A 26,167-nucleotide genomic window follows, 5' to 3' on the forward strand; every position below is an offset into this window, starting at 1 on the left:
GGTTTGCCCACGCCCGACATGTCCCCCGCCGACTTCCGTCGCCACGCCCGCGCGGTCGTCGATCGGATCGCCGACTACCTGGCAAACGTGGACGGTCTGCCGGTGCTGGCGCCGGTGCGGCCGGGCGAATTCCGGGCCCAGGTCGCCGCGTCGATGCCCACCGACGGCGAGCCGCTGGAGGACATCCTCGCGGACTTCGACCGGCTCGTCGTGCCCGCCACTACGCACTGGAGCCACCCCGCGTTCTTCGCCTACTTCTCGAGCAGCGGCTCGGGCGCGGGGATCCTGGGGGAGATGCTGGCCGCGGCGCTCAACGTGAACGCCATGCTGTGGCGCACGGGGCCGGCGGCGACCGAGCTGGAGGACGCCTGCCTGGACTGGATCCGCCAGGCGCTGGGGCTGCCGGCGACCTTCGCGGGCGAGATCACCGACACCGCCTCGACGTCCATCCTCTACGCGCTGGCGGCGGCCCGCGACGCGGCCATGCCCGAAGCTCGCGCGGGGGGCATGGCGGGGCTGCCGCCGGGCCGCATCTATTGCAGCGCCGAGACGCACTCGGCCACGCACAAGGCCGCGGCGACGCTGGGGCTGGGCCTGGACGGCGTCCGGCACGTGGCGCTGGACGACGCCTTCCGCATGGACCCGCGCGCGCTCCGGGAGGCGATCCGGGAGGACAGGGCGGCGGGGCGCGTACCGGTCGCGGTGGTGGCCACGGCCGGATCCACCGGTACGGCGGCGATCGACCCGCTGCGCGACATCGCCGGGGTGTGCGCGGACGAGGGCGTGTGGCTGCACGTCGACGCCGCGTACGGCGGCTCGGCGGCGCTGGTGCCCGGCATGGAATGGGTGCTGGACGGCGCGGAGCTGGCCGACTCGATCGTGGTGAACCCGCACAAGTGGATGTTCGTGCCGCTGGACTGCTCGGCGCTGCTGGTGCGCGACCGCTCGCGGCTGGCGCGGGCGTTCTCGCTCACCGCCGCGTTTCTCACCGTGCCTTACGACGAGGCAGGCGCGGCCAACCTCATGGACTACGGCATCTCGCTGGGCCGGCGCTTCCGCGCGCTCAAGCTGTGGTTCGTGCTGCGCTACTTCGGCGCGCGCGGTTTGGCCGAGCGCATCGGCGAGCACGTCCGGCTGGCGGGTCTCTTCGAGTCATGGGTCGATGCGGCGGAGGAGTGGGAGGTGCTGGCGCCGCGCCACCTGTCGCTCGTGGTGTTTCGCTGGCGGGGCCCGGCGGGCGATGACGGGCGGCCCGAGAGCGGCGCCCGGGAGCTCAACGAGGCCAACGAGCGCATCCTGGAGCGCGTGAACGCGGGCGGGCGCGCGTTCCTGTCGCATACGGTGCTCGACGGGCTCGGCGCGGAGCCCGTGTACGCGCTCAGGCTGGCGGTCGGCAACCTGCGCACGCGCGAGGAGCACGTGCGAATCGCCTGGGAGGCGTTGGGCGGGGCCTCTAGTGTGCCGGCGCGGAAGTCCCGTGTGCACCGAGGCGCGTGATGCGCCCGCGGGGCAAGGCGGAACGACGCGCCGTAGCCGTAGCTACGGCAAGGAGTTCCAACGCAGCATCCGCGCGATGCAGCGCGCGCCGAATGCCTACGGGACTTCTGCAACGGTACACTAGACGGGGTCCGAGCGCCGCGTCCCGTTGAGCACGTCCTGCGCGGCCTTCGGTCACGCCCTCAGCGTCGTTGCGTCTGCGGAGCAGCCGGCTTCGCCGACAGGCAGAAGGAGAGGACGCAACACGGTTCGGTGCTGCGCCCTCTCTTGCTTGCACCGAACCTCGCAAGGAGTGCCTATCCCCGCGAGGATCGCGCTGTTGGAGTTAGACCCCGCCGCCCATGCCGCCTCCCCACGGGGCGATGCGCTCTTCGAGCTCCTCGGCGGTAAGCTCGATGGCCTTGGCGTCAGTGCCCACTTGCTCCTTGAGTCGCTTGCGCTGCTCCTCTGTGAGTTCGATGAGTACGCGCCTCTCCTTCTGCTCCATGGGTCCCTCCGTGCCTAGAGTTGGTGGACCGGCGTCAGCCCGAGGTTGGAAGCTTCAAGATGCCGACACGGAGAGTGGTCGCGCCGTAACCAGGGTTACATGCCCGGGCTACGACGCCGAAGTGAGCCTCGCAGGCGCGCAGGTAGGCGCCCGCGGGACACGGACAGGATACAGCTCGATGCCTTAGGTTTTGGTTGTAAGCGGTTGGCGTTGCGGATCGATGCGCAAGAATATCCAACTCGTACTGTCGGGCCTGGTTGCCCTCATCGCGCTCGCGGCCAGCCGCTCGGCTGGGAGGTGACGAATTCGCGGTCGTTCTTTCCGGCACGACGCGCAGGGCGCGGCCCTGTTCTCGGAGCGGGTGCGCGAGACGTTCAGGGCGCGGGCGCAGAAAAATTGGGCGACCCGCCGCTGGACATCAGCGTCGGCGTGGCGGCTTACGCGCCAGACATGGAGTCGCACGAGGGCCTGATCGCCGCGGCCGACGAGGCGCTCTACCGGGCGAAGGCCGGCCGCAAAGCCGCCGCGGGCGAGAAGTTCGTCGCCGGCGCGCCACCCGAAGCCGATGAGGCGCGAGGCTGGGACAAGGCGCTCGCGGACGCGGGGCCTGAAGCGGAGGTCAGCGGCGACTTCAACCTCACCGACCTGGACCGCACGCTGGACCTCACGCCCCATTTCGAGGGCGACGGCGAGGGCGCGGGAGGGTAGCGTCCACGCCGCAGCCGGCTCCCGCGGGGCCCACCAGTAGCCCGTCGGCGTTCAGGCTCGCCGCGGGCGACGCGACGTCCCGCTCCCAGTACCGCTCGGAGGCCGACAGGTCCGCGCCCAGCGTGAGCGCCGGGTGGCGCGCGAAGGCGATGGCGTGCGCGCGGCCCACGCCGGCCTCCAGGTAGCCGCCGCACCAAGCCCGCACGCCGGCGTCCCGGCACGCCGCCAGGATGCGCAGCGCTTCGCGGTGGCCGCCGCACAGCGCCGGCCGGACGTTCAGCGCGTCGCAAGCGCCCGCCTCGATCGCCCGGCGCGCCGCGGCGTGGCCGACGGCGGACTCGTCGAGGCCGATGGGGGTGCGCAGCTCGCGCCGCAGCTGTGCGTGGCCGGCCAGATCGGCGGGCGCCAGAGGCTGTTCGATGAACTCCAGCCCCAGCGCGTCGAGCTCCGCCAGGCGGGCAGCGGCCGCCGCCGCGCCTCCAGACGCCGGCGCCGCGAACGAGCCGTTCGCGTCCACCGCCAGCGGCACCCCCGGAAACGCCTTGCGGACCGCGCGCGCTCCGTCCAGGCCCGCCTCCGGCGACACCTTGAGCTTGAGTCGCCGGTAGCCCGCCTCCACCAGCTCGGTGGCCGCGCGCACGGCGTCATCGGCTCGCTCCGCCAGGCCGATCACGGCGCGCGCCTCGGCGCCCGCGCGCGGCGTCCGCGCGCCGCCCGCGTCGGCCGCCGGCCCCTCCGGCTGGCGCACCAGCCACTCCGCCAGCGGCAACCCCGCCGCGCGCGCCTCCAGGTCCTCCAGCGCCATGAGCGCCGCGGATACCGCCATCGGCGCGTCGGGGGCCAGGCCGCGGAGCGCTGCGAGCGACGGTTCGCCGGGGGCGCGCCCCCACGGCACCAGCGCCGGCACGAGCGCTTCGCGCAGCGCCGCCAGCGCGGTGGCGTGGTCATCGGCTCCGTGGGTCGCGACGGGGAGCGCCGGGCACTCGGCGACGCCCGTCAGGTCGCCGGCGTCAAGCTCCAGCAGGATGGTGGGGCGGTCGTGGGTTTCGCCGGCTGCGGTCCTGAACGGCCGCCGCAGCCTCAAGGGCGCGACGTGGACGCGCGCGGCGTCGATCCTCAAGGCGCCGACTCGAGGTGCTCCAGGTACGCCATGACTGCGGCGGTCGCGGGCCCCAGCAGCGCCCCCGGCAGAGAGTCCCCGTACACCAGCGCGACCACGTCGGCGGGCTCGCTCAGCCCCGCGGCGAGCGCTTCGCGCACCTGCGCCAGGCGGGACCGGCGGTGCTCCAGGTAGGTGGCGATGGCGCCCTCGGGCGAGTCCGCGAACGGCGGGCCGTGCGCCGGGAAGATCGCCCGCGGGCTCAGCGCGCGCAGCCGCTCCAGCGAGGCCAGGTAGTCGCCCAGGTGCCCCTCCGGCGAGGCCACCAGGGCGGTGTCCAGCCCGCCCGTCATGAGGTCGCCGCAGAAGACCACGCCGGCGCCCGGCCAGTAGAAGGACGCATGGTCACGCGTGTGGCCGGGCGTGGCGAGGGCCACAAGCCGGCCCACGTCGGTGTCCAGCGTGTGGGCGTCCTCCAGGGTGCCGTCCGCCAGGGCGAGGACGCGCCCGGCGTCCTCCAGGCCCGCAGTCACGAGGCGCTCGGCCAGCCCCGCGGCGCCCTCGGCGTGGTCGGGGTGGTCGTGGGTCAGCGCGATGGTCGCGGCTTCGGCGCCGGCCAGCGCGGCTGCCACGCGGTCCAGGTGGCCGGAATCGGCCGGCCCCGGATCGATCACCACGCACCGCTCCCGCCCCACCACGTGGGTGCGCGTGCCGTCCAGGGTGAGGTGGGAGGGGTTGTCCGCGCGGATCACGCGGAGCCCCGGGAAGCCGTCCACCTCCCGGGGCGCGTACGACGTCATGGCCGGGCGATCACCTGCGGTCGGCCATCAGGACCTCGGCGAGCTTGTCGGCGATGATCACGACCGTCGCCTCGTCCTCGTCGGTGAACGCCGCCGGCCTGTTGGAATCGATGTCGATCTGGCCGAGGATCTCGTCGCCGGCGCGGATCAGCACCACCAGCTCCGACTGCACGTCGGGGGTGCAGGCGATGTAGTTCTCGATCGCGTGCACGTCCGGCACGTTCTGGTTCTCGCCGGACTCCACCGCGGCTCCGCACACGCCCTGTCCCACCGGGATCTTGGCGTGCTCGGTCGACTCGCCGCGGTAGTTGTGCAGCCACAGCTCGTTGTTCTCGGTGTCCAGCAGGTAGACGCCGACCCAGTCGAAGCGCTCGTCGGCCTCCTCGATCTGGCGCACGGCCTTCCGGATGATGGGGTCGGAGAGGTAGCCCTCCTCGCGCATCGTCTGCAGGTCCTTCAGCGTGTTCGTCGCGTCGAGCATCGATCTCCCTCGTTGGTCGATTCGCGCGCCGCTCAGCGCGGCACGAAGTCGTCGTCGGCCGTCAGGTCACGGCAGAAGGCCGCGATAAGATTCGCGGCCGCGTCCAGGTCGTCCAGCGCCACGATCTCGTTGGGCGAGTGCATGTAGCGGTTGGGCACCGACACCAGCCCCGTCGCCACGCCCGCACGGGTCAGATAGATGGCGTCGGCGTCCGTGGAGGTGTAGCGCGGCGACGCCGTGATGCTGTGCGCGATCCCTTCGCGCTCGGCCACCGCCGCCAGCCTTTCGAACACCATCGGGTGCGCCGCCGACCCCCGCGCCAGCACCGGCCCGCCGCCCAGCTCGTGCTCGCCCAACTCCTTCTTCTCGATCCCCGGCGCGTCGGTCGCGAAGGTGACGTCCACCACCAGCGCCACGTCCGGCTCCAGCCGGTAGGCGCTCGTGCGCGCGCCGCCGCCGGAGTGGCCGATCTCCTCCTGGGTGGTCGCCACGGCCGTCACGGACGCCGCGGGAGCGGGGTCTTCGGCGAGCTTGCGCAGCGCCTCCAGCACCACGAACGCGCCGATCCGGTTGTCGATCGACCGGCTCGCGATGCGGCCGTTGCCGAGATCGAGCAGCGGCGCGTCTATCACCGCCGAGTCGCCCACGCGCACTCCCCGCTCGGCCACCTCGTCGCTGTTGCTCGCGCCGATGTCGATCCACAGCTCCGTGAGCTTCGCGGCCTGCTTGCGCTCGTCCTCCTTGATGAGGTGGATGGGCTTCCTGCCGACCACCCCGCGCACCTCCCCTGCGCGCGTGAGCAGGACCACGCGCTGCGCCACGGCGACCTGCGGGTCCCACCCACCGATGCCGTTGAAGTAGAGGAAACCGTCCTCGTCGATGTGGGTCACCATGAACCCGATCTCGTCAATGTGGCCGGCGAGCATGACGCGCGGCGCGCCGTCCCCTTTGAGCGTCGCCAGCGAGTTGCCGCTTACGTCGGCTCGCACGTCGTCGGCGAACGAGCTCGCCTCCTCCCTCCACACTGCGGCGGCGGCGGCCTCGTGGCCGCTGGGCCCGGGCGTGCTCAGCAGGCGGTCCAGAAATGTGCGTGATGTATCGTTCACCGATGTGCGCGTCCGTTTTGCCTTCGGTAAGTCGGCGTCCGGCGATCGCGGCGGGCGGGCCGCGCGCGGGGGCGTCAAAAGCCCGTAAATGTAAAACGATCCCGCGAAATGGCGAGCCCGGCCGGCGTCTTTCCGTCGGGCGGGGAACGAATCCGTTGACCGCGGGCGTTATTGGTCCGCATCGTGCTTTGGCCCCGACACGTGGATCGAACGGGATCGATCCGGCGTATCAACTCGGGGAACGTGGCAACTGGAGTCATCTTCATGCGGTGTTCGATGAAAGAAACCGGGCGGAGCTCGATAGCGGTGGGAGTCGCCGCCGGCGCGCTGGCGGCGCTGACGCTCGGAGTGAGCGGAGGCCCGGCGAGCGCGCAGACCGAGATTCGTGTCTCGCTGGAAGAGAAGCGGCTTACGTACGTGGACGAGGGCGGCGACACGATCATGTCGGCGCCCATCGCGATCGGCCGTGGCGGGCTGTGGGAGCTCAACGGCAGGGTCTACGACTTCCGCACGCCGAAGGGGACGCGAGAGGTGCTCGCGAAGGCCGAGGATCCCGACTGGATTCCGCCCGACTGGCACTACCACGAGCGCTCCGTGCAGCGCGGCCTGGAGCCGGTTCAGCTCAAGACGGGTGACCGGATAGAGCTGTCGGACAGGACGATCATCGAGGTCCGCAACAACATCGTCGGGCGCCGCACCTGGATCTTCAACGGCGAGGAATGGGGCCACTCGCCCTTCAGCCCCACCACGCCTGGCTTCGACCTGGTGGGGGACGGCAAGCTCTTCATTCCGCCGCTCGGTTCGCCGCAGCGGAAGGTGCCGAACGCGCTCGGCCCGGTGAAGCTCGTGCTGGGCGACGGCTACCTCATCCACGGAACGCACGACTTCAACGAGAGCTCCATCGGCCTCGCCGCCAGCCACGGCTGCATCCGCATGAGCAACGCCGACGTGGAGCAGCTGTTCAGCATCGTGCCCGTGGGGACACCGGTACGCATTTTCTGACGGCGTCGGCCCGCTCCTAGTGCACCGTAACAGAAGTATCGATGGCATTCAGCGCGCGGGGCGGCCTTTCCGTTGGGAGGGCCGCCCCTTTTGCGTCCTGGTCCGGGTGCGACGGGTAAGTAATCGCTAGCTTGTGCCGCGACCTTTTTCAGTTCCACGAGACGGGGAGTCGCCCGTGTACCAAGCCATCCACCGCCTGACCCTGACGTCCATCGCGCTCGTCGCCTTCGCCGCCGTGCCGCTCGCCGCGGCCACGCAGGTCGAAGCCGGCCCACCCACGGTCGAGTGGGGGCTCGTGATCCACGGCGGCGCGGGCAACGGCGTCACCCGCGAGAACATCAGCCCGGAGCGGGACGCGGAGTACCGAGCCAAGCTCCAGGAGGCGCTGCGCGCGGGACACCGGGTGCTGGCCGACGGCGGCAGCGCGGTGGACGCCGTGGTGGCGGCGATCACCATCATGGAAGACTCCCCCATGTTCAACGCGGGCAAGGGCGCCGTGTTCACGAGCTCGGGGACCAACGAGCTGGACGCATCGATCATGAGCGGCGCCGACCTGAACGCCGGCGCCGTGGCGGGCGTAAAGCGGGTGAAGAACCCCATCGTGCTGGCGCGCGCGGTGATGGAGCACTCGCGCCACGTCATGTTCGCGCGCGAGGGCGCCGAAACCTTCGCGGAAGAGCAGGGGCTGGAGCTGGTGCCGGAGAGCTACTTCTATACCGAACGGCGCATGCGCGCGCTGGAACGCGCGAAGGAGCGCGAGGCCGAGCGCAGCTCGGCGCTGCCGCGGGAGACGGAGAAGTTCGGCACCGTGGGCGCGGTTGCGCTGGACCGGGCCGGCAACCTGGCGGCGGGCACTTCCACGGGCGGCATCACCAACAAGCGCTGGGGCCGCGTGGGCGACTCCCCAGTCATCGGCGCGGGCACGTACGCGAGCAACGAAAGCTGCGGCGTTTCGGCCACCGGGCAGGGCGAGTTCTTCATCCGCAACGTGGTGGCGCACGACATCTGCGCGCGCGTTCAGCACGCCGGCGCGAGCGTGAAGGAGGCCGCCGACGCGGTCGTCATGGACCGGCTCGTGCGCCAGGAGGCGGGCGGCGGCGTGGTGGTGCTCGGCGCGAACGGAGAGATCGCCATGGCGTTCAACACCGCCGGCATGCTGCGCGGCTGGATCGGACCGGACGGCGCGCCCACCGCCAAGCTCTACGGAGACGAATAGGACGGCTGCCCTCACCATGAGCGGACTGCTGGTTGGATCGATCCTGACCGCCGTGCTGGTGGCGGGGCTGCTGGCCATCCCCTTCGGGCTGCCCGGCCTGTGGATCATGGTCGGGGCGCTGGCGGTGGGCTGGCTGGCGGGGCCCGTCGGCGGCGGCGTCATGCTCCTGTGCCTGGCGCTGGCGGGCGCCGCCGAGCTGGGCGAGTGGCTTCTGCTGCGGGACATGAGCGCGCGCTTCGGCGGCAGCCCCCGGGCTTTCTGGGGGGCGATCGGGGGCGGCTTCCTGGGCCTGTTGATCGGCGCCCCCGTACCGGTGGTCGGCTCGCTCATCGCGAGCGTCGCGGGCACCTTCGCGGGCGCCGCTGCGGTGACCTACTGGGAGTCGCGCCGGGCGGGCGCGGCGGGGCGCGTGGGCATGGGGGCGGTCCTGGGGCGCGCGGCGTCGGTGGTGCTCAAGGCCGGCGCGGGCGTGGCGATCCTCGCGCTGGGCGTATCCGCCCTGGTGCTGTGACCGAGCCAGAGCGCCCGCGCGACGACGACATGGACGCGGACGCGCCCCGCTGGCGCGAATTCGCCTCCGACGCGGCGGGCGAGCTGCGCAAGCAGCTCGGCGGCGTCACCGACCGGCTCAGCGAAGAGGACGTGGACCGCGTCGCGAAGCGCCTCGCGAACGCCATCGACGACGCTCTGGAGGTCCCCGACGACCTGCCGCTGAGGATCGCCGGAGACGTGTCCCGGCTGCGCGCCGAGGCGTCCGCCGGGGCGGACCCGGTGGCGCTGGCCTGGGCGCGCACCCGCGAGCGCGCTCGCCGCGCCGCGGCGATCGGCGCGGTGACCACCGTCCCGTCCATGATCCCCGTGTTCGGCCCCGCCATCGCCGCGCTGGGGATCGTCGCCGACTGGCGCTACGTGGCGGCGCAGCAGCGGGACCTGGTGCTGGAGATCGCCGCGCTCTTCGACGTCCGGCTGGACGACCCCACGGCGCGCGTGCGCGCGCTGTTCCTGACCTCCACGGGGGCGGCGCTGGCCGGCTCGGCCGTGGGCGAGGCGGTGGGGCGATCTGCCGCGCGGCACGTGGCCAGGCGCGGCGTCGCGCGGCTGGTGCCCGGCGTCGGCGCGATCGTGGCGGGCGCGCTGAACTACGCGTCCACGGTGGCGATCGCGCGCGCCGCGATCGGCCGATTCGCGGCCGAGGCCGGCGTGCAGGTGAGCGGCATGGTGCCCGCCTCGGTGCACCCCGCGATGGCCGCGCTGCGCGTCTGGATCACCCAGCCGGAGGAGGGCGCGGCGATCCCCGCGGAAGCGTCGGCGCTGCCCGAGCTGTCGGCGTCGGAGCGAGAGGAGCTGCTGGACCTGGCGGTGCTCGCCACCAGCGCGCGCGACGGAGGCGAGGAACGGCTGGCCGAGATCGCGCGGGCGCTGGGTTTCGGAGCGGAGGAGGTGGCCGAAGCGCGGGGTTCGTTCGCGGCCAAGGTGCGGGGCTTCGGACGGCGCTTCAGGGACAGGCTCGCTCGCGCCGGAGGCGAAGGGCGCGAAGCCGCCCGGTCGGCGTGGGAGAACGCCCGGCGGCTGGCCGCCCGGGCGAGGCCGTGGAAGCGCAATGGCGGCTCGGAAGACTCGGCGGTCGGCGCCGAGCTCGAGGGCGACGCGCTCGAGGACGCGGCCGCGATTACGGAGAAGAGGCCGGTACCTTCAGCGTCTGCCCCGGATAGATCCGACTCGTCCTGAGCCCGTTCGCCGCCTTGATGCTCTCCACCGAGGCGCCCACCTGCTTGGCGATGTCCCACAGCGTGTCGCCGCGCCCCACCGTGTACTGCCCGGACCCGGACCCCGACACGGCCGAGGCGAGGCGAGGCTGCTGCTCCTGTCGGCGCCGCAGCGAAGCCACGTAGCCCTCGTACTGGCGCGGGTAGATCGCCACGTGGTAGTGCGGCGGTCGCCTCTCCCTGGTCGCCTCCAGGACCCGCGCCTGCTCCAGCGACAGTAGCGTGTTCTCGAGCCAGCGCCGGCACGCGCGGCTCCGGCTGCGGCGGATGTCGAGCGCCATGCCCGTGGGGTGCACGGAACGCGGTGACGCGTTGCGCGGCTGGCTGGCGTTCGGACGGGTCAGGCTGGTGACCACCAGAGTCTCGCCACACGCCGAGTGGTACTGAGCCGACAGGCGATCGATGAAGAGCTTGACCTCGGGCCGGGTGTAGGGGAACGACACGGCGCCCAGATCCAGGTGCCGCGTGGGCCGGACACGCACCAGCAGCCCCAGCCCTACGAACTTCCGCACGTGTGAGCGATTGCGCAGATAGGTGTAGTCGTGCTGCTGCGCGATGCGATTCTGCCGGTCCAGGGATGCCGGCGACCCGCGCAGGGACTGCGCCTGCGCGGGGACGACGCCCGCGACTACGAGCAGCGCTGAGAGTAGAGCGTTGCGCACCGATCCGCCTCGATCGATTCAGGTCACACCAATAAAAAACGGCCAGCCACGGCGCGGCGGCCGCCGCCCGCTCGCGGGTGGGTCATCCTCGGACAGGATGTCCACGGTACCGCGGGCGCGTGCCGACCGTCAATAGGGTTGGTCCTACACGGCGACCTCCGCCTGGGTTTCGCGACCGCCCCCGGTTCACTTCGGCGCGGCCGCCGGGTGGTTTCGCGCGGAGGGTCGTCGACCGCATCTTCCCCGCCACGCGAAACTCCAGCCTCCACGAAGGACAGCGCCGATGGCCCAGACCCCACCGCTTCGTTCGGTCGCCCTCATCGCCGCGCTGGCGACGACCGCGTGCGCCCAGGACGACGGGCCCGCGCTGACCCGCGTGGAGCTCGGGGCCGGGCCAGGTGCGGCCGAACCGAACCTGGCGCTGGACGCCGACGGCGCGGTCCTGGTGAGCTGGCTCGAGCCCGCCGGGCCGGACACCCACGCGCTTCGCTTCGCCCGGCGCCCGGCCGGCGGCGCCTGGTCCGAGCCGAAGACGATAGCCTCCGGCCCCCACTGGTTCGTCAACTGGGCCGACTTCCCGAGCGTGGTGAGGGTGGACGACGGCACCCTGGCGGCGCACTGGCTGGTGCGCTCCGGCCCCGGCACCTACGCCTACGACGTCGCCATGGCGCTGTCGACCGATGACGGCGCCACGTGGTCCGAGCCCTTCCGGCCGCACACCGACGGCACCCAGACAGAGCACGGCTTCGTGTCGCTCTTCGAGGCGCCGGCCGGGGGCGTGGGCGCGGTCTGGCTGGACGGCCGCGAAATGGGATCGGCCGAAGACGCGTCCGAGCCGGACGGCGGACACGGTGGCGGGGCCATGACGCTGCGTTACGCGCGCTTCGCGGACGCGGGCGGGGAGCCGCTGGACGGCTTCCTGCTGGACGGGCGCACGTGCGACTGCTGCCAGACCGACGCGGCGCGCGCCGGCGACGCGGTGCTGATCGCCTACCGCGACCGCGGCGACGATGAGGTGCGCGACATCGTGGTGCGCCGAGGCACGCGCGACGGCTGGGAGGAGCCCACCAGGGTTCACGCCGACGAGTGGCTCATCCCGGCGTGTCCGGTGAACGGGCCGGCCATCGCGGCCTCGGGTGATCACGCGGCCATCGCGTGGTTCACCGCGGCGCGCGACACGCCCAGGGTCAACGTCGCCTTTTCGGGCGACGGAGGGCGCTCGTTCGGAGCGCCCGTGCGCGTGGACGGTGGCTCGCCCGAGGGCCGCGTGGACCTCCAGCTCGTGGGGACCGCCGCGGCCGTGAGCTGGCTGGAGCGCACCGCCGACGGCGCGGAGGTGCGCGTGCGCCTGGTCGAGGAGGGCCGGATCGGCACCCCGCTCGTGATCACCCGGACCGGCGCCGAGCGGGCCAGCGGCTTCCCCCGGTTCGTGCGCGCCGGGGACGAGCTGGTGTTCGCCTGGACGCGCGCGGGGGACCCCTCGCGGGTGCTCACCGCGGCTCTGCCGCTCGACCGATTGCCGCGCCCGTGAGTCACCTGTCCGACCCGCGCATCCTGCTCGACGCGAGCAGCATCCTGGATTCTTCGCTGGACTGGGTGGAGGGGCTGCGGCGGCTCGCCGATCTGGTGTCGCCGGCGCTGTCGGACTGGTGCTGCCTGGACATCCTCGAGCCCGGAGAGCCGCCGCGCCGAATCTGCGGCGCGGGTGGTCGGCCCGATCGAGACCCTCTGCTGCGCGAGTTGGAGGCGGATTTCCCTCTGGATCCGGACTCGCCGCATCCCGCGGCGCTCACCATCCGGACCGGCCAGCCCGTGATCATGGAGAACCTTTCGCCTCCCGCGCTCGCACGCTACGGCCTCAAGCCGCGACACCTGGAGATCCTCGGCCGGGTGGGCGTGTCGTCGGGGGTGTCGGTGCCAATCACCGCGCGCGGCAGGGTGTTGGGGGCCATGACGCTGGTCCAGGTGACCCACACGACGGTGGCCGAGGACACCGTGCTCGTGGCCCGGGAGCTGGGACAGCGCGCCGGCCTGTCCATCGCCAACGCGATGCTGTACCGCGACGCGCAGGCGGCCAGCAAGGCGAAATCGGACTTCCTGGCGGTCATGTCCCACGAGCTGCGCACGCCGCTGAACTCGATCCTGGGCTACGTCGATCTGATCCAGGCGGGCATCGGCGGGCCGGTCACCGATGAGCAGGGCGCGCACCTGTCCAGGATCCGGATCAGCTCGCGCCACCTGCTGCAGATCATCGACGAGATCCTGACGTACTCCCGCATGGACGCGGGGCGAGAGACCCTGCGCGTCGAGCCGGTCGAGCTTGCCGGCGCCTGCGCGGACGTGGTGGCGCTGGCGGAGCCGCTGGCGCGAGAGCGGGGCCTGGAGTTCCGGATCGACCCCGTCCCGGAGGCGACCCTGCTCACGGACCCGCAGAAGATCCGCCAGATCCTGCTCAACCTGCTCACCAACGCGGTCAAGTTCACCGACACGGGTTGGGTCAAGCTCGCGGCCGGCGTGAGCGGGGAGTGCTGCGTGTTCGAGGTGTCGGACAGCGGCAGGGGAATCGCGGGCGAGGACCTGCAGCGCGTCTTCGAACCCTTCTGGCAGGTGGAGCAGGCGCGCACGCGAAGCCGGGGCGGCACCGGCCTGGGCCTGGCCGTCTCGCGCCGGCTGTGTCAGTTGCTGGGCGGGGACCTCTCGGTCTCCTCCGAGCCGGGGTCGGGCGCCACGTTCCGGGCGGCGATAGCGCTGAAGCTGGATCCGGAAGCGGCCGGCGGCGGGCGGCGGCCGGTGCACACAGAACCCTGCGCCGAGGCGGTCGCGCGAACCGTGTCGGCCAGGCATGGGACTTAACGACCCTCAGCCACCGTCCGTCAGAGATCTTCGGGGGCCGGCTCCACCGCCGAAGAGGAGCAGGAGACATGAGGACACACACCACACCCGCCGCGGGGATCGCGGCCAGCCGTCTCTGGGCGATCCCGGCGCTCCTGGCGCTGATGCTGGCGGCTTGCGGCGAGGACCCGACCGTCCCGCAGCCGAGCGCGGACGGCATAGAGGCCGACCTGACCCGGCTGGACTCGGAGGCGCTCGGCGAGGGCGACGGCCAGTTGGCCATGGAGTCCGACGTGGCGGCGTTCGTGGGACCGCCGCGGGACCGCCCACCGGTCGACTCCAGGTCGCTCCTGGTTGGTCTGACGCACCGCGCCATCCGCATCGTGGCCGAGGAGGAAGGCCCGGAGGCGGCGCGTGCGCTGCTGGCCCCCGTATTCGAGGCGCTACAGAGCGCGCGGCGCGCGCGCCAGGCGGGCGAGCTCGAGCTGGCGCGGGAGTTCCTGCTGGAGGCGCGCCTGCGCATGGCGCAGATCGTGGTGCACGTGCTCGGGCCCGAGGTGTCCGTGCGCGTGCTGAACGGCGTCTCCGAGCGCGTGCACGCTCTCTTCACGCGGCTCGAGGAGGCCGAGGCCAACGGCGAGGAGCACCCGCGCGTGCGCGCGCTCCTGGAGCGCGCCGCTGAGCTGCTGCGGCAGTCGGCGCGGGCTCTGGAGGGCGGCCACCCGGCGCTGTCGCTGGAGCGTTCGACGCGCGCCGCTGATCTGCTGCATCACTGGCTGGACGGGTAGCGGAGGGCTGCTCGGCGCGGAGCGACGCTGTGTGCCGGCAACGGTACACTAGCCGGCGTGACGCGCGCCGCCGGGATGCAGAGCGCCCCGGCCGGGGAAACCCGGTCGGGGCGCCAGTGCGTGAGGCGGGCGCGCTGTCTCAGCCGCCCTCCGGCACGTGAATTCCAGCCGACATCAGCGGCTGCGGATTTCCACCGAACCCGAGAAGCTGCTGGCGTCCACCCGCGCGCTCCCGTCGCCCACCCTGAAGTGCGCCTCGCGACCTGGGGTCCAGCGGCTGGTGCGCTCTACTTGATCCGAAATGTCGAGGTCTCTCAACCGGCCCCGGATGGAGCCGCTGAAGGTCGACAGGGAGAACTCGGCGTTCACGTCACCGGTCAGCACGAGCACCACGCGGCCGCTGTGGCTCTCGAAGTCGAAGTCGCCGCCGTCGGCGAGCTCGCCGGTGAACGCGACCGATCCCGACACCGTCTCGAAGTTGCCGTCCAGGAAGGTGCCCCCGCGCACGTCCACGTCCCCGCTGACCGACCCGGCGCGGATGCTCGCGCCGTCCACGCCGCTCACGACCACGTCGCCACTGACTGATTCCAGCCGCAGGTCGGGGCTCGTCCCCTCGACCTGGATGGTGCCGCTGACCGACTCCGCGCGGACCTCACCGCCGGCGCCGCGGATGTCTACGTCGCCGCTCACGGCCTCCAGGTCGAGGCGGCCGTTGACGCCCTGCACGTCGATGTCCGACGACACGGTCTCGACTCTCAGTCGCGCTCCGGCCGGCATGCTGATCTCCAGCGCGGTGCCCGAGCTGCGCCAGGATCCGCCGCGCCGCGGGTGCCGCACGCGGATCGACACGCGGCCGCCCGACGCGACGATGTCCACGTCCTCCACGTTGCGCCCGAGCGTGCCCGTGACGCGCACCTCGTCGCGGTTCCAGCCGCGCACCTCGATGGAGCCCGCGAGGTTCTCCACCTCGACCCTGCCGTTCGCGCGCAGGGCCCTGGTCTCATCGATCTCGCGCTGGGCCAGCGCCTCGCCGGGGTTCGCGGCCAGCAGCAAGCCGAACACGGCCAGGCTCGTCGCAGCTCTCATTGTGGGTCGCATGGTGCGCTCCTATATCGTCCGAGGCAGGCCGACGGCCCGCTCCAAAAGTTCAACCTTCCGCCCGTAGGCGCTGTGCAGCATATCCGGCAGCACCGGATCCCCGGGCGACTCGTCGAAGGCGGCTCGCGCCGCCTCGATCGCCCGGTCCACGATCTCCAGGTTCCGCTCTATTTCCACCACGATCTCCGGCGCCAGCTCGCCGCGCCGGCGCTCCAGCTCCGCCTGCAGCTCGGCCACCGGACTCTCGTACTCCTTCACCAGCTCGGCGCGCGGGTCCAGGTCATCGTCGCTGACCAGCACCGCGCCGTCGGCATCGACCGACGTGACCGCGGGCTGTGCCACCGGCGCCTGTCCCGCGCGGGCGATGATCACGCCCGTCACCCCGCCCACCAGCAGCAGCGCCACGGACGCCGCCACGCGCAGCGCCGGCGACCACGTAGCGCGCCGCTCCGCCACCGCGACGCCCGTCCGGTCGGCCGGGAAGGCAATCTCCTTGTGCGCCGCCGCGCGGATGCGCGCCTGGATTCCGTCCCACAGCTCCCGCTCGGGCTCCACCGGTCCGCCCAGCTCGCGCGCCCGCTCCAGCAGGTCGCGTAGCTCCCGCACCTGCGCGGCACACCGGACGCACCCGTCCAGGTGCGCGCGCACGGCCTCGGCTTCCCGTGGAGCCAGCGAGCCGTCCGCGGCGTCGTGCAGCCGCGTCTCGTTCAGGTGCATGTCGCTCATGCCAGTACCTTTTTCAGCAGCTTCCGGGCGCGGTGCAACTGGGCCTTCGATGTGCCCACCGCCGTGCCCGTCATCTCGGCGATCTCCGCGTGCTTGTAGCCCTCGATGTCGTGCAGCACGAAAACCCTCCTCGCTCCCTCGGGAAGCGTCGCCATCGCCCGTTCCAGATCCAACTTCGCTCCGGTGGACGCGGGCCTCGTCGATCCCGCCAGTCGACCCACGTCGTCTGTCAGGGTGACGCGGGCTTCGCGGCGCTTCTGCGACCTCAGGTGCTGGAGCACCACGTTGACCGCCAGCCTGTGCAACCACGTGGAGAACGCGCTGTCCCCGCGGAACAGGGAGAGCTTCTCCCACGCCCGCACGAAGACGTCCTGCGTGAGTTCTTCGGCGGCGGCCTGCTCGGCGACCATGCGCAGGCAGAGGCCGTGTACTCGCCCCACGTTGCCCCGGTAAAGGGCCTCGAAGGCCGCCTCGTCGCCTGCTCGGGCCCGCTCTATCAGGCCGCTCGTTTCGCCGTGTCGGTCCGCCGCGATCGTCCTCTTCACCGCGCTCGCTGACGCCAGTGGTCCATTCCCTTCGGTGGATTGGCCGCTCAGCCTGTGCGCGACCTCCCGGGGTCGCCGCGTCGTCCTGTCGGTTTTTGAGATGCCGACCGCAGGGGCGGGGTTTACGCGGGCTGAAGCTACCTAGCGGCCGCTGGTGGACATTATGCGAGAGGGCGCCCGAGGGCTACCGGGCGCCGACCGTGGCGCCACGCGCCCGAGCGGCGTAGGCTTCAGGCGCGCGGACCCGCCGTCGGAGCGCCGCGCGGTTCATAGCGTCGCTCGTGAGGAGGAGGGGAGCAGATGAAGCGGCCGAGCGCCCGCCTTCAAGTCGCCGGGGCCAAACCGCAGGACGTGGGCAAGGGCGTGGCGCGCCTGGGCTCCACCGAGCTGGAGCAGCTCGGGGTCAAGGAAGGCGACGTCATCGAGCTCGAGGGGAAGCGCACCACGGTGGCGATCGCGCTTCCGCCCTACGCCGAGGACGAGGGCCTGGAGGTCATCCGACTCGACGGCCTGCAGCGCGCCAACGCCGACGTGGGCATGGGCGATCACGTCGTGGTACGACGCGCCGAAGTCAGCCCGGCGCGCAAGGTGACGCTGGCCCCGGCGCAGACCAACGTGAAGCTGTCCGGCTCGCCGGAGCTGCTCCGCCGCACGCTCTTCCAGCGACCCCTTACGGCGGGCGACGTGATCTCGACGGCGGTCTACCGGCCGTCCTCCAGCGCCGAAGGCGTCGGCTTCCCGGAGGACGTCTTCCGCACGTTCTTCCAGCAGCCCGCCTACGCGCTGCAGGAGATCCGACTCATCGTCGTGTCGACCACCCCGCGCGGCGTGGTCAGGGTGGCCGAGGACACCGAGATCGAGCTGCTGCCCGAGTACACCGAGCCGCAGGAGGCGCGGCGCATCGACGTCACCTACGACGACGTCGGCGGGCACGGGGACGCGGTCGACCAGGTGCGGGAGATGGTGGAGCTGCCCCTCAAGCACCCCGAGCTCTTCCACCGGCTGGGCATCGACCCGCCCAAGGGCGTGCTCCTGTACGGCCCGCCGGGAACAGGTAAGACGCTGCTCGCGCGCGCCGTGGCCAACGAGTCCGACGCCGCGTTCTTCCACATCGCCGGCCCCGAGATCATGGGTCGCTACTACGGCGAGTCAGAGGGCCGGCTGCGCGAGGTCTTCGAGCAGGCCGAGCAGCAGGCCCCCTCCATCGTCTTCATCGACGAGGTCGACTCCATCGCCCCCAAGCGCCAGGAGGCCTCGGGCGAGGTGGAGCGCCGGGTGGTGGCGCAGCTGCTCACCCTGATGGACGGGCTCAAACCGCGCCAGAACGTGATCGTGATCGCCGCCACCAACCGGGTGGACGCGATCGACGAGGCGCTGCGCCGGCCCGGCCGCTTCGACCGCGAGATCGTCATCGGCGTGCCGGACGCCGTCGGCCGCCGCGAGATCCTGTCCATCCACACGCGCGGGATGCCGCTGGACTGGCGCGTCGAGCTGGCCCGTCTGGCGCGCCGCACCTACGGCTTCGTGGGCGCCGATCTGTCCGCGCTGTCGCGCGAAGCAGCCATGGAGGCGTTGCGCCGCACGTTGCCCGACCTGGACATAGCCGCGGGTGAGGTACCCTCCGAGGTGCTCGAGGCGCTGCGCGTGACGACCGAGGACTTCGACAACGCTCTGCACCGGGTCCAGCCGTCGGCGCTACGCGAGATCATGATCCAGGTCCCCGACGTGACCTGGGGCGACATAGGCGGACTCAAGGAGGCGCAGGAGCGGCTCATCGAGGGCATCGAGCTGCCGCTGCGCTTCCCGGAGGCGTTCCAGCGCCTGGGCATCCGGCCGGCGCGCGGGTTCCTGCTGTTCGGCCCCCCGGGCACCGGCAAGACGCTGCTGGCGAAGGCGGTCGCGCGCGAGGCGGAGGCCAACTTCATCGCCACCAAATCCTCCAGCCTGCTGTCCAAGTGGTACGGCGAGTCGGAGCAGCAGATGAGCCGGCTGTTCGCGCGCGCGCGCCAGGTCGCCCCCACGGTGATCTTCATGGACGAGATCGATTCGCTGGCGCCGCCCCGGGGCGGGTTCCGGGGCGAGCCGGCGGTGACCGAGCGCGTGGTCAACACGCTGCTCTCGGAGATGGACGGCCTGGAGACGCTGCGGGGCGTGGTGGTCATCGGCGCCACCAACCGGCCGCTCCTGGTCGACCCGGCGCTGCTGCGGCCGGGCCGGTTCGACGAGCTGATCTACGTCTCCGTGCCGGACGAGGACGGACGCCGCCGGATCCTGGGCATCCACACTTCGGACATGCCGCTCGCGGCCGACGTGGACCTGGACGCGCTGGCGGGCGACACCGAGGGCTATACGGGCGCGGACCTGGAAGACCTGGTCCGGCGCGCGGGCCTGGAGGCGCTGCGCGAGGACCTGGAGATGGCCGAGGTGTCGATGGAGCTCTTCCTGCGCTCGCTCAAGTCGACGCGACCCTCGGTCACCCCCGAGATGGAAGAGGAGTACAAGCAGATCCTCGCGACGCTCAAACAGGAGAGCCCGCTGGGCACGGGCAGGATCGGGTTCGAGGTGGTCCAGCGGCCGGAGGGGCGGCCGATGGCCGCTCGGTCCGAGTCAGAGTCCGGAGACGCCGAGGACTACGAGGGCCCGATCTCGTAGGGCCGCGCGGGCTCCGTCGGCTCGTCGAGCGCGAGGCTCGAGTCCAGGCGGCGCCCCACATCGGCCAGCGCGCCGTCCACCTCGTCGAGGTTCTGGCCGGCGTGCCGGAATTGCCGGGCCGCGCGCTCCAGCAGGCCGCGCGCGCGGTCCACGTCGGTCCGCAGGTGCTCCAGGGTCCGGTGCAGTCCGCGCGCCCGCTCGGCCACGCGCACTCCCTTGAGCCCCAGCAGCACCGCCTGCAGGTAGGCGTACAGGGTGTTGGGGGAGCACGGCACCACGCGCCGCTCGCGCGCGTAGGCCAGGAAGCTGCCGCCGTCGGCGTCGCGCACCGCCAACTCGTAGTAGACCGCCTCCGACGGCACGAACATGAACGCGAAGTCGAGGGTGCCGTCCACGGGACAGATGTAGCGCTCGGCGATCTCGTCCACGCGTCCCTTCACGGCTCCGCGCAGCTCGCGTTGCGCCGCGCGCTCGGTGTCCTCGTCCGCGCCTGCCTCGCGCGCCTCGAGCAGCCGCTGGAACGCCTCGAGCGGGAACTTGCTGTCCACGCAGATCAGCCGTCCGTCCGCCGCGCGCACCGCGAAGTCCACTATGGTGCCACGCGACGCGAGGGTGTGCTGGCGCAGGATGTGCTCGTCGGGCAGGACTTCGGCGAGCAGCGCCTCGAGGGTCCACTCCCCGAGGCCTCCGCGCAGCTTGGGCGCGGCGAGCAGCTTCTCCAGGCCCGCGATGGAGCGGCCCACCGACTCGACCTGGCGGGTGGCCTCGTCCAGCCGCGCCAACTGCGTCTGGACCTCCGCCAGGGAGCGGCCGGTGTCGCGCAGGCGTCCGTCCACGAGCGTGGTCAGGCCGCGGGCGGCCTGGGCGGAGTCCTCCAGCCGCCCGCCCAGGTGGTCGGACAGGTCCCGCAGTCGGAGCTCGAGTTGGCGCACGGGCTCGGCAGCCGCGCGCGCCGCGCGCCGTACCTCCAGCAGCGCGACGAGGGCGATGACCACGGCGACGGCGCCGAGCGCGATGGTCAGCGAGCTACCCATCGCTCAGAATCGGTAGGCCAGCCCCGCGCGCAGCGTGAGGACGTTCGACGAGTCGGCGTCGCGCTCTCCGGCGGCTCCGATCGGGGAGGTGGCACGGGACGGCAGCTTGTCCGCGTCCCAGAACATGATGTAGTCGTCCGCGGCGAGGTACACGTGCGCGCCGGAATTTCCCAGCGGGACGAACGCTTCGGCGCCGATCGCCGCCCCCCAGTGCCACTCCGGGTCGGCGGCGATGAGGTCGCCCGGGTCCGCGCGCACGAACACGGGTCCCGCGCTCAGCACCGCCGCCACCGTGCGCACCCGCGACTCCGGCTCGGTGTCCACGAACTGGTAACCCAGCCCGGCGCGCGTGAAGAGAAGCGTGCCGGTGTCGGAAATGTCTGTGACCCCGCTGCCTTCGTCGCCCGTCGTGGTGAGCGTCCCCTCCTCCGCAAAGGACCAGGTCGCAGACCCCACCACGGACAGGCGCCCGCCGAGCGGCACGTTCACCGCTGCGCCGACCGTCGAGCCCCCATCGACGTCCAGGGTCTCGGTCCGCGAGGTGGTGGCTCCGGGCGCCCCGACGCGCTCGGTGAACTCCACGGTGTGCCCTATCCTCAGCCCTACGAACGGCGCCACCGAGAGGCGTCCCGCCGGAACCGGCTGCGCGATCTGGGCCCCGGACATGGCTGGAAGCAGCGCCGTGAGCAGTGCGACGGCGGCTGTGATTCGCGCCATTGCGGCTCTCCTGGTTTCTCGAGTGTGGGGGTCTGTCGCACCGCGTCCTCGCGGAGACGTGGCCCCAAGATAAGGCGTGTGACCGGGCGCCGGCATCCCCACCCGGGACGCGCGCGCCGCAGCCGCTTCACGCCTGCTCATCCGATCAAGGCGCGCCAGACGGCGCGCGCGCCGAGTACGACCGTTACTCCAATCACCCCCATCGCCAACATGTTCGCGCCCTGCCGGTTGCTCCACCCGCCCATCCTGCGCAGGTCGTTGACCGCCGCCAGCAGGAAGAGCGCTACGGCCGGCAGCAGAAGGCCGTTGGCGACCTGGGCGAACAGTATGGCCGGGACCGCCCGCACGCCGGTTACGGCGAACGCGACGCCCACGAGCAGCACCGCGATCCACACCGCGCGCGTGCGCCGGTCGTCGGGCCCGGTCGACCAGCCCAGCGCCCCGCCCACGGCCCACGCGGCCGCCAGGGGGGCGGTGATGGAGGACGTGAGGCCGGCCGCCGCCAGCCCCAGCGCGAACAGCACGTTGGCCCAGTCGCCGAGCAGGGGGCGCAGTTGGCGGGCCATGTCCGCGGCGTCCCGTACGGTCGCGACGCCCGCCGACGCGGCGGTCACCACGATCGCCGCGCTCACCGCGCCGCCGATCAGGATCGCGACCACCAGGTCCCAGCGCGCCGCGGGCAGCGCCTCGGGGCCATCCCAGCGGCGCGACACGGCGGTGGCGTGCAGGAACAGGTTGTAGGGCACGACGGTCGTCCCGATCAGGCCCAGCGCCACCAGCAGCGCGTCCTCGTTGCGGCCCGGCAGCGACGGCACGAAGCCCGCGGCCAGGTCCGTGAGCGAGGGCCTGGACGCCACCGCCGTGGTCACAAACGCCACCGCCATGAGCCCGACCAGGATCACCAGCGTGCGCTCGATCGCGCGGTAGCGGCCGGTCCACAGGAGCGCCGCTGCCAGCGCCGCCGTGGCGATCGCCCAGGCGCGCGCCGAGCCACCCAGGAGCTCGCTGGCGCCGAGCGCGGAGCCCAGCAGGTTGCCGGTCTGGAAGGCGGCGTTGCCCACGCCGATCGCCGCCACGACGAGGCCCACCGCGAGCACCCGCGTCAGGCCCGACCAACGGGCGCGAATGGCCTCGCCCAGGCCGGCGCCGGTCACCAGGCCCAGCCGCGCCGACATCTCCTGCAGCACCAGCGTCGCGCCGACCGAGAACGCCAGCGCCCACAGCATGCGGTACCCGAACTGGACCCCGGCGAGGGTGCAGGTGGTGACGGTGCCGGGGCCGATGAACGCGGCGACGACCAGGCTCCCGGGCCCGCTGCCCCGGCCGGCGCGCGCGCGGCTCACGCGCGGCTACGCGCGCGGGAAGGGTAGACTCACCACGCGCACTGCGTCGGACGCAGGCCCAGCCGCGGAGGCCAGCGCCGTCCCCGGCGCGATCTCCCTGCGCGCGTACCCGAGGGCGATCCTGCCCAGACGTGGTGAGTCCGCGGCGCTGGTGATCCGCGCGACCACTTTGGGCCCGCCCGGCTCGACCAGCTCGGCCCCCGCCACGAGCGCCTCCGCGGCCTCCGCGGTCGAAGCCAGGTCGGCGGCTCCCGCCGCCTCGAACCCGCGCAGGTGCCAGTTCACGTGTCCGCGGTGCAGGATACGGATGATCACCTCCTGCCCGGTGTAGCAGCCCTTTGTCTGGCTGATCGCGCGATCCTCGATGCCCGCCTCGATCGGGATCCGTTCCTCGTCCAGCTCCGCGCCCCACGCCGGGTTGCCCGCCTCCACCCGGAGGGCCTGCAGCGCCGCGTCGTCCAGCCGCGCCGCTCCGTCGGCCTCCAGCCGCGCCTCCAGGGTCGCGATCGACACCTCCGGCCCCACCGCATCCACCCCCGGGACGCCGGCGAAGTCGGTGCCGGCGACGAGTAACCCGTCCGGGGCCCGCGTGAGCGCGTCGGGCGAGTCATCGACGTCGACGTCCAGCGTCGCGGCGAGTCGAGAGGCGGCGGCGGGCCCGTACACGCCCAGGACGCGGCCTTCGAACGCGCTCGCGCGGGCCATGCGCGGAGGCACGTAGCGGCCGAAGTGCTCGAGCACCGCATGCCGCGCGGCGGCGGGCACGTCCAGGAGGAGCGCGCCGTCGGGGCCCGGCAGGACGCGCAGGTCGGACACCATGCGACCCTTCGGCGTGAGGAGCGCGCTGTAGACGCACGCCCCCGCCGCAACGCCGCTCACGTCGTTCGTCGCCAGCCCCTGCAGCATCGCCGTGGGGTCGCGGCCCTCCAGCAGGAGCAGCGTTCGGTCCGAGCGGTCGGCCAGCGCGAGCGACTCCCGCGCGGCGTCGTAAGCGGCCCGGCTCAAGGCATGCCCCGCTGGCGGAGCTCGCGCAGGATCCCGCGCACGCGCCGCCGGTCGGCCGCTCCGGGCGCCACCTCCAGGTAGCGCTGCAGGTCTTCTATGGCTTCGGAAAAGCGCCCCGAGCGCGCTAGCAAGATGCCCCGGTCGCGCAGCTCGTCCGCCGCGTCGGGCACGACGAGCAGCAGCCGGTCCACGGCCTGGAGCGCCCGCGTGTCATCCCGGGCGTTCAGGTAGATCGCCTTGAGGTTGGTGAGAAGGCGCGCCAGCATCTCCCGGCGACCGGCCTCCTCGAGGAAAGACGGGTTCATGCGCACGCTGCCGCCGTACACGCGGTCCAGCAGCGCCTGGGCCTCGTCCTCGAAGCGGATCGCGCCGCCGGCGAAGGGGTCGATCAGCAGGCGCGTGCCCTCGCCCTCGTAGGCCACCAGGAAGTGCCCGGGGAAGTTCACCCCGACCAGCGGCAGTCCCAGCCGCCACCCCACCTCCAGCAGCACGATGGACAGGGTCAGCGGGATGCCCAGGCGGCGATCGAGCACGTCGTTCAGGAAGGAGTTGCGCGGGTCGTAGTAGGCGTCCGCGTTGCCGCGCAATTCCTCTTCCTGAAACAGCACGCGCAGCGCCGCCTGAAGCACGACCGGCGGCGCGTTTTCGTCGCCGAGTCGGTCCCGGGCGCGCTCGGCGAGGATGTCGAGACGGCCCAGATAGGCCGCGACCGGGAGCTGCGGATACTCCTCGGCGGCGATCAGCAGCGCCGCGGCGGCGAGGTTCACTTCCGCGTCGGGTACGTCCACGGCCCTGTGAAACTGAGACCGCGGACTAGGCACGAGACCGCTTACCACGCTTGCCACCCCCCTGACCGCCCTCGATCTTGCAGCCCGTGATCATCGGTTAACGCCTGGCGTCAGCGTCGTGCCGCGAGCCCGAGAACGGCCTCCGCCACGCCGTGCGCCAGAACAATAACCCGATCCGGGAGCGCCGCGCGACGTTGCGCGGCATCGTTCGACCCCCGCGCCGAGTCCATGGCAGACACCACTGACGACCGCGACCAGAGAGAGCGCATCCGCCTGAGCCACCTGTCCCACGGGGCCGGTTGAGCGTGTAAGCTCGGTAGCGCCGAGCTGACGCAGGTTCTGCGTCACCTGGTGCCGTTCGACGACCCCGCGGTCCTGGTGGACGCCTCCACCGCGGACGACGCGGCAGTCTATCGGCTCTCCAACGACCGCGCGCTGGTCGCGACGGCGGATTTCTTCACGGCCATCGTAGACGACCCCTACGACTTCGGCCGGATCGCCGCGGCGAACGCGCTCTCGGACGTGTACGCCATCGGCGGGCGCCCGCTGTTCGCGCTCAACCTCGTGGGGTTCCCGCGCGGTCTGCTCGCGAAGCAGGACTTGCTGTCGGAGATCCTGCGCGGCGGCGGCGACGCGGCCGCGGAGGCGGGGGTCCCGATCGTGGGCGGACACACGGTCGACGACCCGGAACCCAAGTTCGGGCTGTGCGTCGTGGGCGAGGTCCACCCGGACCGCATCGTACGCAACTCCACCGCCCGGCCCGGCGACCTGCTGGTGCTCACCAAGGCGCTGGGGACCGGCGTCATCGCGACGGCTGCCAAGGCCGATGCGGCGCCCAGCGCGGTGCTGGCGGGCGCCGTGGAGAGCATGCGCACGCTCAACCGCGGCGCCGCCGAGGCCATGGTCGAGGTGGGGGTACACGCCGCCACCGACGTGAGCGGCTTCGGCCTGCTCGGGCACCTCGCCGAGATGATGCGCGGTGCGCATACCACCGCGCGCCTGAGGGCCTTCGCCGTCCCGGTGCTGGCGGGAGCGCAGGAACTCGTCGCCGCGGGACACGTTCCGGGCGGCACGCGGCGCAACCTCAGAGACCTGGAGCCCGAGCTGAGCTGGGATTCGGACGTGCCGGAGAGCCGGCGGACGCTGCTGGCGGACGCGCAGACATCGGGAGGCCTGCTCATCAGCGTGGGCCCCGACCGCGTGGACGGGCTGCTCCGGCGGCTGGAAGAGTTCGGGCCGCACGCGCCGGCGGTGGTCGGCGAAGTCGGTGCCCCCGAGGACGTGCGCATCGTGATCCACGGAGACGATTGATACGGGCGCCGTAGCTGGTTGACGCGCCCCACGCGTATTGGCGACGCGGGCTCCGAGCCGTTCGGGGCCCTTCACCCGAAGCCGGGGTGTCGCCGTGACCAGAAGGACCCCGCCGGGCCCCACCGTCCTCGCCACGCGCCGATCCGTGTCCAGGGTTCTCGCGTTCGCCACCGCGCTCCTGGGGACGATCGCGCCGCTTTCCGCACAGGCCGATCGGGCGACTCATCCCGATGCCGACTCCGTACCCGGTGCGATGGCGGAGTCGCTGCCACCCGAGTACGATCCCGGCGCGGACCACCACTTTCTGCTGCCGACGGGGGAGATCGCCCCACATATGACCGGAGGCGGGGGAGTGGCGACCGCCGCGCTTCCGGTTGGAGGGCTGCCTTTCGCCACGGCCAGCGTCCTGCCGCGAACGTCGTTCCGCTTCTCCGCCTTGCTGACGTTCGAGGGGCTCGATGTACCGATGGCCGGCTTCGGCTCGGTAACGGTTCAGCCGATCGA

Annotated in this window: 24 protein-coding genes and 2 pseudogenes; 12 read left to right on the forward strand and 14 right to left on the reverse strand. The window is 72.4% G+C overall.

All coding sequences use genetic code 11. The features are described 5' to 3' along the window. Nucleotides 1–18 precede the first annotated feature (18 nt). Complete coding sequence (locus ABFS34_06615) at nt 19–1,497, forward strand: pyridoxal-dependent decarboxylase (protein ID MEN8375107.1); 1,479 nt, start codon at nt 19–21, stop codon at nt 1,495–1,497. Between the two features lie 325 nt (nt 1,498–1,822). Here the strand turns inward: ABFS34_06615 and ABFS34_06620 are convergent, their stop codons facing one another. Next, nucleotides 1,823–1,984 carry a hypothetical protein gene (locus ABFS34_06620; protein MEN8375108.1) on the reverse strand — a complete coding sequence of 54 codons (162 nt, stop codon included), beginning with the start codon at nt 1,982–1,984 and terminating at the stop codon, nt 1,823–1,825. Nucleotides 1,985–2,380: 396 nt separating this feature from the next. On the opposite strand from ABFS34_06620, the gene ABFS34_06625 reads away from it, so the two are divergent. Beyond that, entirely contained in the window at nt 2,381–2,692 is a 312-nt protein-coding gene (locus ABFS34_06625; GenBank protein MEN8375109.1) for a hypothetical protein, read from the forward strand. Here the strand turns inward: ABFS34_06625 and ABFS34_06630 are convergent. Genes ABFS34_06630 through ABFS34_06645 form a run of 4 tightly spaced genes read right to left on the reverse strand, consistent with a single transcriptional unit; the run spans nt 2,649 to nt 6,178 of the window. Then, on the reverse strand, nt 2,649–3,812 hold the full coding sequence (locus ABFS34_06630; GenBank protein ID MEN8375110.1) for an enolase C-terminal domain-like protein: 1,164 nt from the start codon (nt 3,810–3,812) through the stop codon (nt 2,649–2,651). The two genes, ABFS34_06625 and ABFS34_06630, sit on opposite strands and share 44 nt — an antisense overlap. Beyond that, nucleotides 3,809–4,591 carry an MBL fold metallo-hydrolase gene (locus tag ABFS34_06635; protein MEN8375111.1) on the reverse strand — a complete coding sequence of 261 codons (783 nt, stop codon included), beginning with the start codon at nt 4,589–4,591 and terminating at the stop codon, nt 3,809–3,811. The genes ABFS34_06630 and ABFS34_06635 overlap by 4 nt, the downstream gene beginning before the upstream one ends. Before the next feature lie 10 nt (nt 4,592–4,601). Beyond that, nucleotides 4,602–5,072: a GAF domain-containing protein gene (locus ABFS34_06640; GenBank protein MEN8375112.1), complete on the reverse strand. Its 471-nt coding sequence runs from the start codon at nt 5,070–5,072 to the stop codon at nt 4,602–4,604. Between the two features lie 32 nt (nt 5,073–5,104). Further along, nucleotides 5,105–6,178 carry a M42 family metallopeptidase gene (locus ABFS34_06645; protein MEN8375113.1) on the reverse strand — a complete coding sequence of 358 codons (1,074 nt, stop codon included), beginning with the start codon at nt 6,176–6,178 and terminating at the stop codon, nt 5,105–5,107. A gap of 276 nt (nt 6,179–6,454) precedes the next feature. On the opposite strand from ABFS34_06645, the pseudogene ABFS34_06650 reads away from it, so the two are divergent. The 4 genes and pseudogenes from ABFS34_06650 (at nt 6,455) to ABFS34_06665 (ending at nt 10,124) form a co-directional block, all read left to right on the forward strand. After that, nucleotides 6,455–7,174, forward strand: a pseudogene (locus tag ABFS34_06650) (L,D-transpeptidase). 241 nt (nt 7,175–7,415) lie between these two features. Further along, on the forward strand, nt 7,416–8,396 hold the full coding sequence (locus tag ABFS34_06655; GenBank protein ID MEN8375114.1) for an isoaspartyl peptidase/L-asparaginase: 981 nt from the start codon (nt 7,416–7,418) through the stop codon (nt 8,394–8,396). A gap of 16 nt (nt 8,397–8,412) precedes the next feature. Further along, nucleotides 8,413–8,907 (forward strand): DUF456 family protein, encoded by a 495-nt coding sequence (locus ABFS34_06660; GenBank protein MEN8375115.1) that lies wholly within the window; start codon nt 8,413–8,415, stop codon nt 8,905–8,907. After that, the gene (locus tag ABFS34_06665) at nt 8,904–10,124 is read left to right on the forward strand and encodes a hypothetical protein (protein ID MEN8375116.1); all 1,221 of its coding nucleotides are present in this window, start codon (nt 8,904–8,906) and stop codon (nt 10,122–10,124) included. The genes ABFS34_06660 and ABFS34_06665 overlap by 4 nt, the downstream gene beginning before the upstream one ends. Here the strand turns inward: ABFS34_06665 and ABFS34_06670 are convergent. Then, nucleotides 10,066–10,824 carry a DUF5715 family protein gene (locus tag ABFS34_06670; GenBank protein MEN8375117.1) on the reverse strand — a complete coding sequence of 253 codons (759 nt, stop codon included), beginning with the start codon at nt 10,822–10,824 and terminating at the stop codon, nt 10,066–10,068. The two genes, ABFS34_06665 and ABFS34_06670, sit on opposite strands and share 59 nt — an antisense overlap. Before the next feature lie 283 nt (nt 10,825–11,107). On the opposite strand from ABFS34_06670, the gene ABFS34_06675 reads away from it, so the two are divergent. The 3 genes from ABFS34_06675 (at nt 11,108) to ABFS34_06685 (ending at nt 14,444) form a co-directional block, all read left to right on the forward strand. Then, on the forward strand, nt 11,108–12,355 hold the full coding sequence (locus ABFS34_06675) for a hypothetical protein (protein MEN8375118.1): 1,248 nt from the start codon (nt 11,108–11,110) through the stop codon (nt 12,353–12,355). Then, nucleotides 12,352–13,677, forward strand: coding sequence for a HAMP domain-containing sensor histidine kinase (locus tag ABFS34_06680; protein MEN8375119.1), 1,326 nt, complete (start codon nt 12,352–12,354; stop codon nt 13,675–13,677). The genes ABFS34_06675 and ABFS34_06680 overlap by 4 nt, the downstream gene beginning before the upstream one ends. Before the next feature lie 68 nt (nt 13,678–13,745). Continuing rightward, nucleotides 13,746–14,444, forward strand: a complete 699-nt coding sequence (locus ABFS34_06685) for a hypothetical protein (protein MEN8375120.1) — start codon at nt 13,746–13,748, stop codon at nt 14,442–14,444. Between the two features lie 174 nt (nt 14,445–14,618). On the opposite strand, the gene ABFS34_06690 is transcribed toward ABFS34_06685, so the two are convergent. From ABFS34_06690 to ABFS34_06700, 3 genes are read right to left on the reverse strand one after another with little or no spacing between them, the layout of a single operon-like run. Next, nucleotides 14,619–15,542 (reverse strand): DUF4097 family beta strand repeat-containing protein, encoded by a 924-nt coding sequence (locus ABFS34_06690; GenBank protein MEN8375121.1) that lies wholly within the window; start codon nt 15,540–15,542, stop codon nt 14,619–14,621. A gap of 9 nt (nt 15,543–15,551) precedes the next feature. Beyond that, complete coding sequence (locus tag ABFS34_06695) at nt 15,552–16,268, reverse strand: anti-sigma factor (protein MEN8375122.1); 717 nt, start codon at nt 16,266–16,268, stop codon at nt 15,552–15,554. Next, complete coding sequence (locus tag ABFS34_06700) at nt 16,265–16,813, reverse strand: sigma-70 family RNA polymerase sigma factor (protein MEN8375123.1); 549 nt, start codon at nt 16,811–16,813, stop codon at nt 16,265–16,267. Before ABFS34_06700 ends, ABFS34_06695 begins: the two co-directional genes overlap by 4 nt. 300 nt (nt 16,814–17,113) lie before the next feature. Between ABFS34_06700 and ABFS34_06705 the strand changes: the two genes are divergently transcribed. Then, nucleotides 17,114–19,465: a CDC48 family AAA ATPase gene (locus ABFS34_06705; protein MEN8375124.1), complete on the forward strand. Its 2,352-nt coding sequence runs from the start codon at nt 17,114–17,116 to the stop codon at nt 19,463–19,465. On the opposite strand, the gene ABFS34_06710 is transcribed toward ABFS34_06705, so the two are convergent. From ABFS34_06710 to ABFS34_06730, 5 genes are all read right to left on the reverse strand, one after another. After that, complete coding sequence (locus ABFS34_06710; GenBank protein ID MEN8375125.1) at nt 19,444–20,499, reverse strand: DNA recombination protein RmuC; 1,056 nt, start codon at nt 20,497–20,499, stop codon at nt 19,444–19,446. The genes ABFS34_06705 and ABFS34_06710 overlap by 22 nt on opposite strands. 3 nt (nt 20,500–20,502) lie before the next feature. Beyond that, entirely contained in the window at nt 20,503–21,216 is a 714-nt protein-coding gene (locus tag ABFS34_06715; protein MEN8375126.1) for a hypothetical protein, read from the reverse strand. Between the two features lie 137 nt (nt 21,217–21,353). Beyond that, a complete protein-coding gene (locus ABFS34_06720) occupies nt 21,354–22,559 on the reverse strand; it encodes an Nramp family divalent metal transporter (GenBank protein ID MEN8375127.1) in 1,206 nt (401 codons plus the stop codon). A gap of 6 nt (nt 22,560–22,565) precedes the next feature. Beyond that, the gene (locus tag ABFS34_06725) at nt 22,566–23,564 is read right to left on the reverse strand and encodes a hypothetical protein (protein ID MEN8375128.1); all 999 of its coding nucleotides are present in this window, start codon (nt 23,562–23,564) and stop codon (nt 22,566–22,568) included. Next, nucleotides 23,561–24,352 (reverse strand): tetratricopeptide repeat protein, encoded by a 792-nt coding sequence (locus ABFS34_06730; GenBank protein ID MEN8375129.1) that lies wholly within the window; start codon nt 24,350–24,352, stop codon nt 23,561–23,563. Before ABFS34_06730 ends, ABFS34_06725 begins: the two co-directional genes overlap by 4 nt. Before the next feature lie 315 nt (nt 24,353–24,667). Here ABFS34_06730 and selD point away from each other — a divergent pair. After that, nucleotides 24,668–25,663: pseudogene (selD, locus tag ABFS34_06735) on the forward strand (selenide, water dikinase SelD). A 94-nt stretch (nt 25,664–25,757) separates the two neighbouring features. Next, on the forward strand, nt 25,758–26,167 hold a 410-nt coding region (locus tag ABFS34_06740; GenBank protein ID MEN8375130.1), incomplete at its 3' end, for a hypothetical protein.

The sequence above is a fragment of the Gemmatimonadota bacterium genome (genome assembly GCA_039715185.1).
Classification (GTDB): domain Bacteria; phylum Gemmatimonadota; class Gemmatimonadetes; order Longimicrobiales; family RSA9; genus DATHRK01.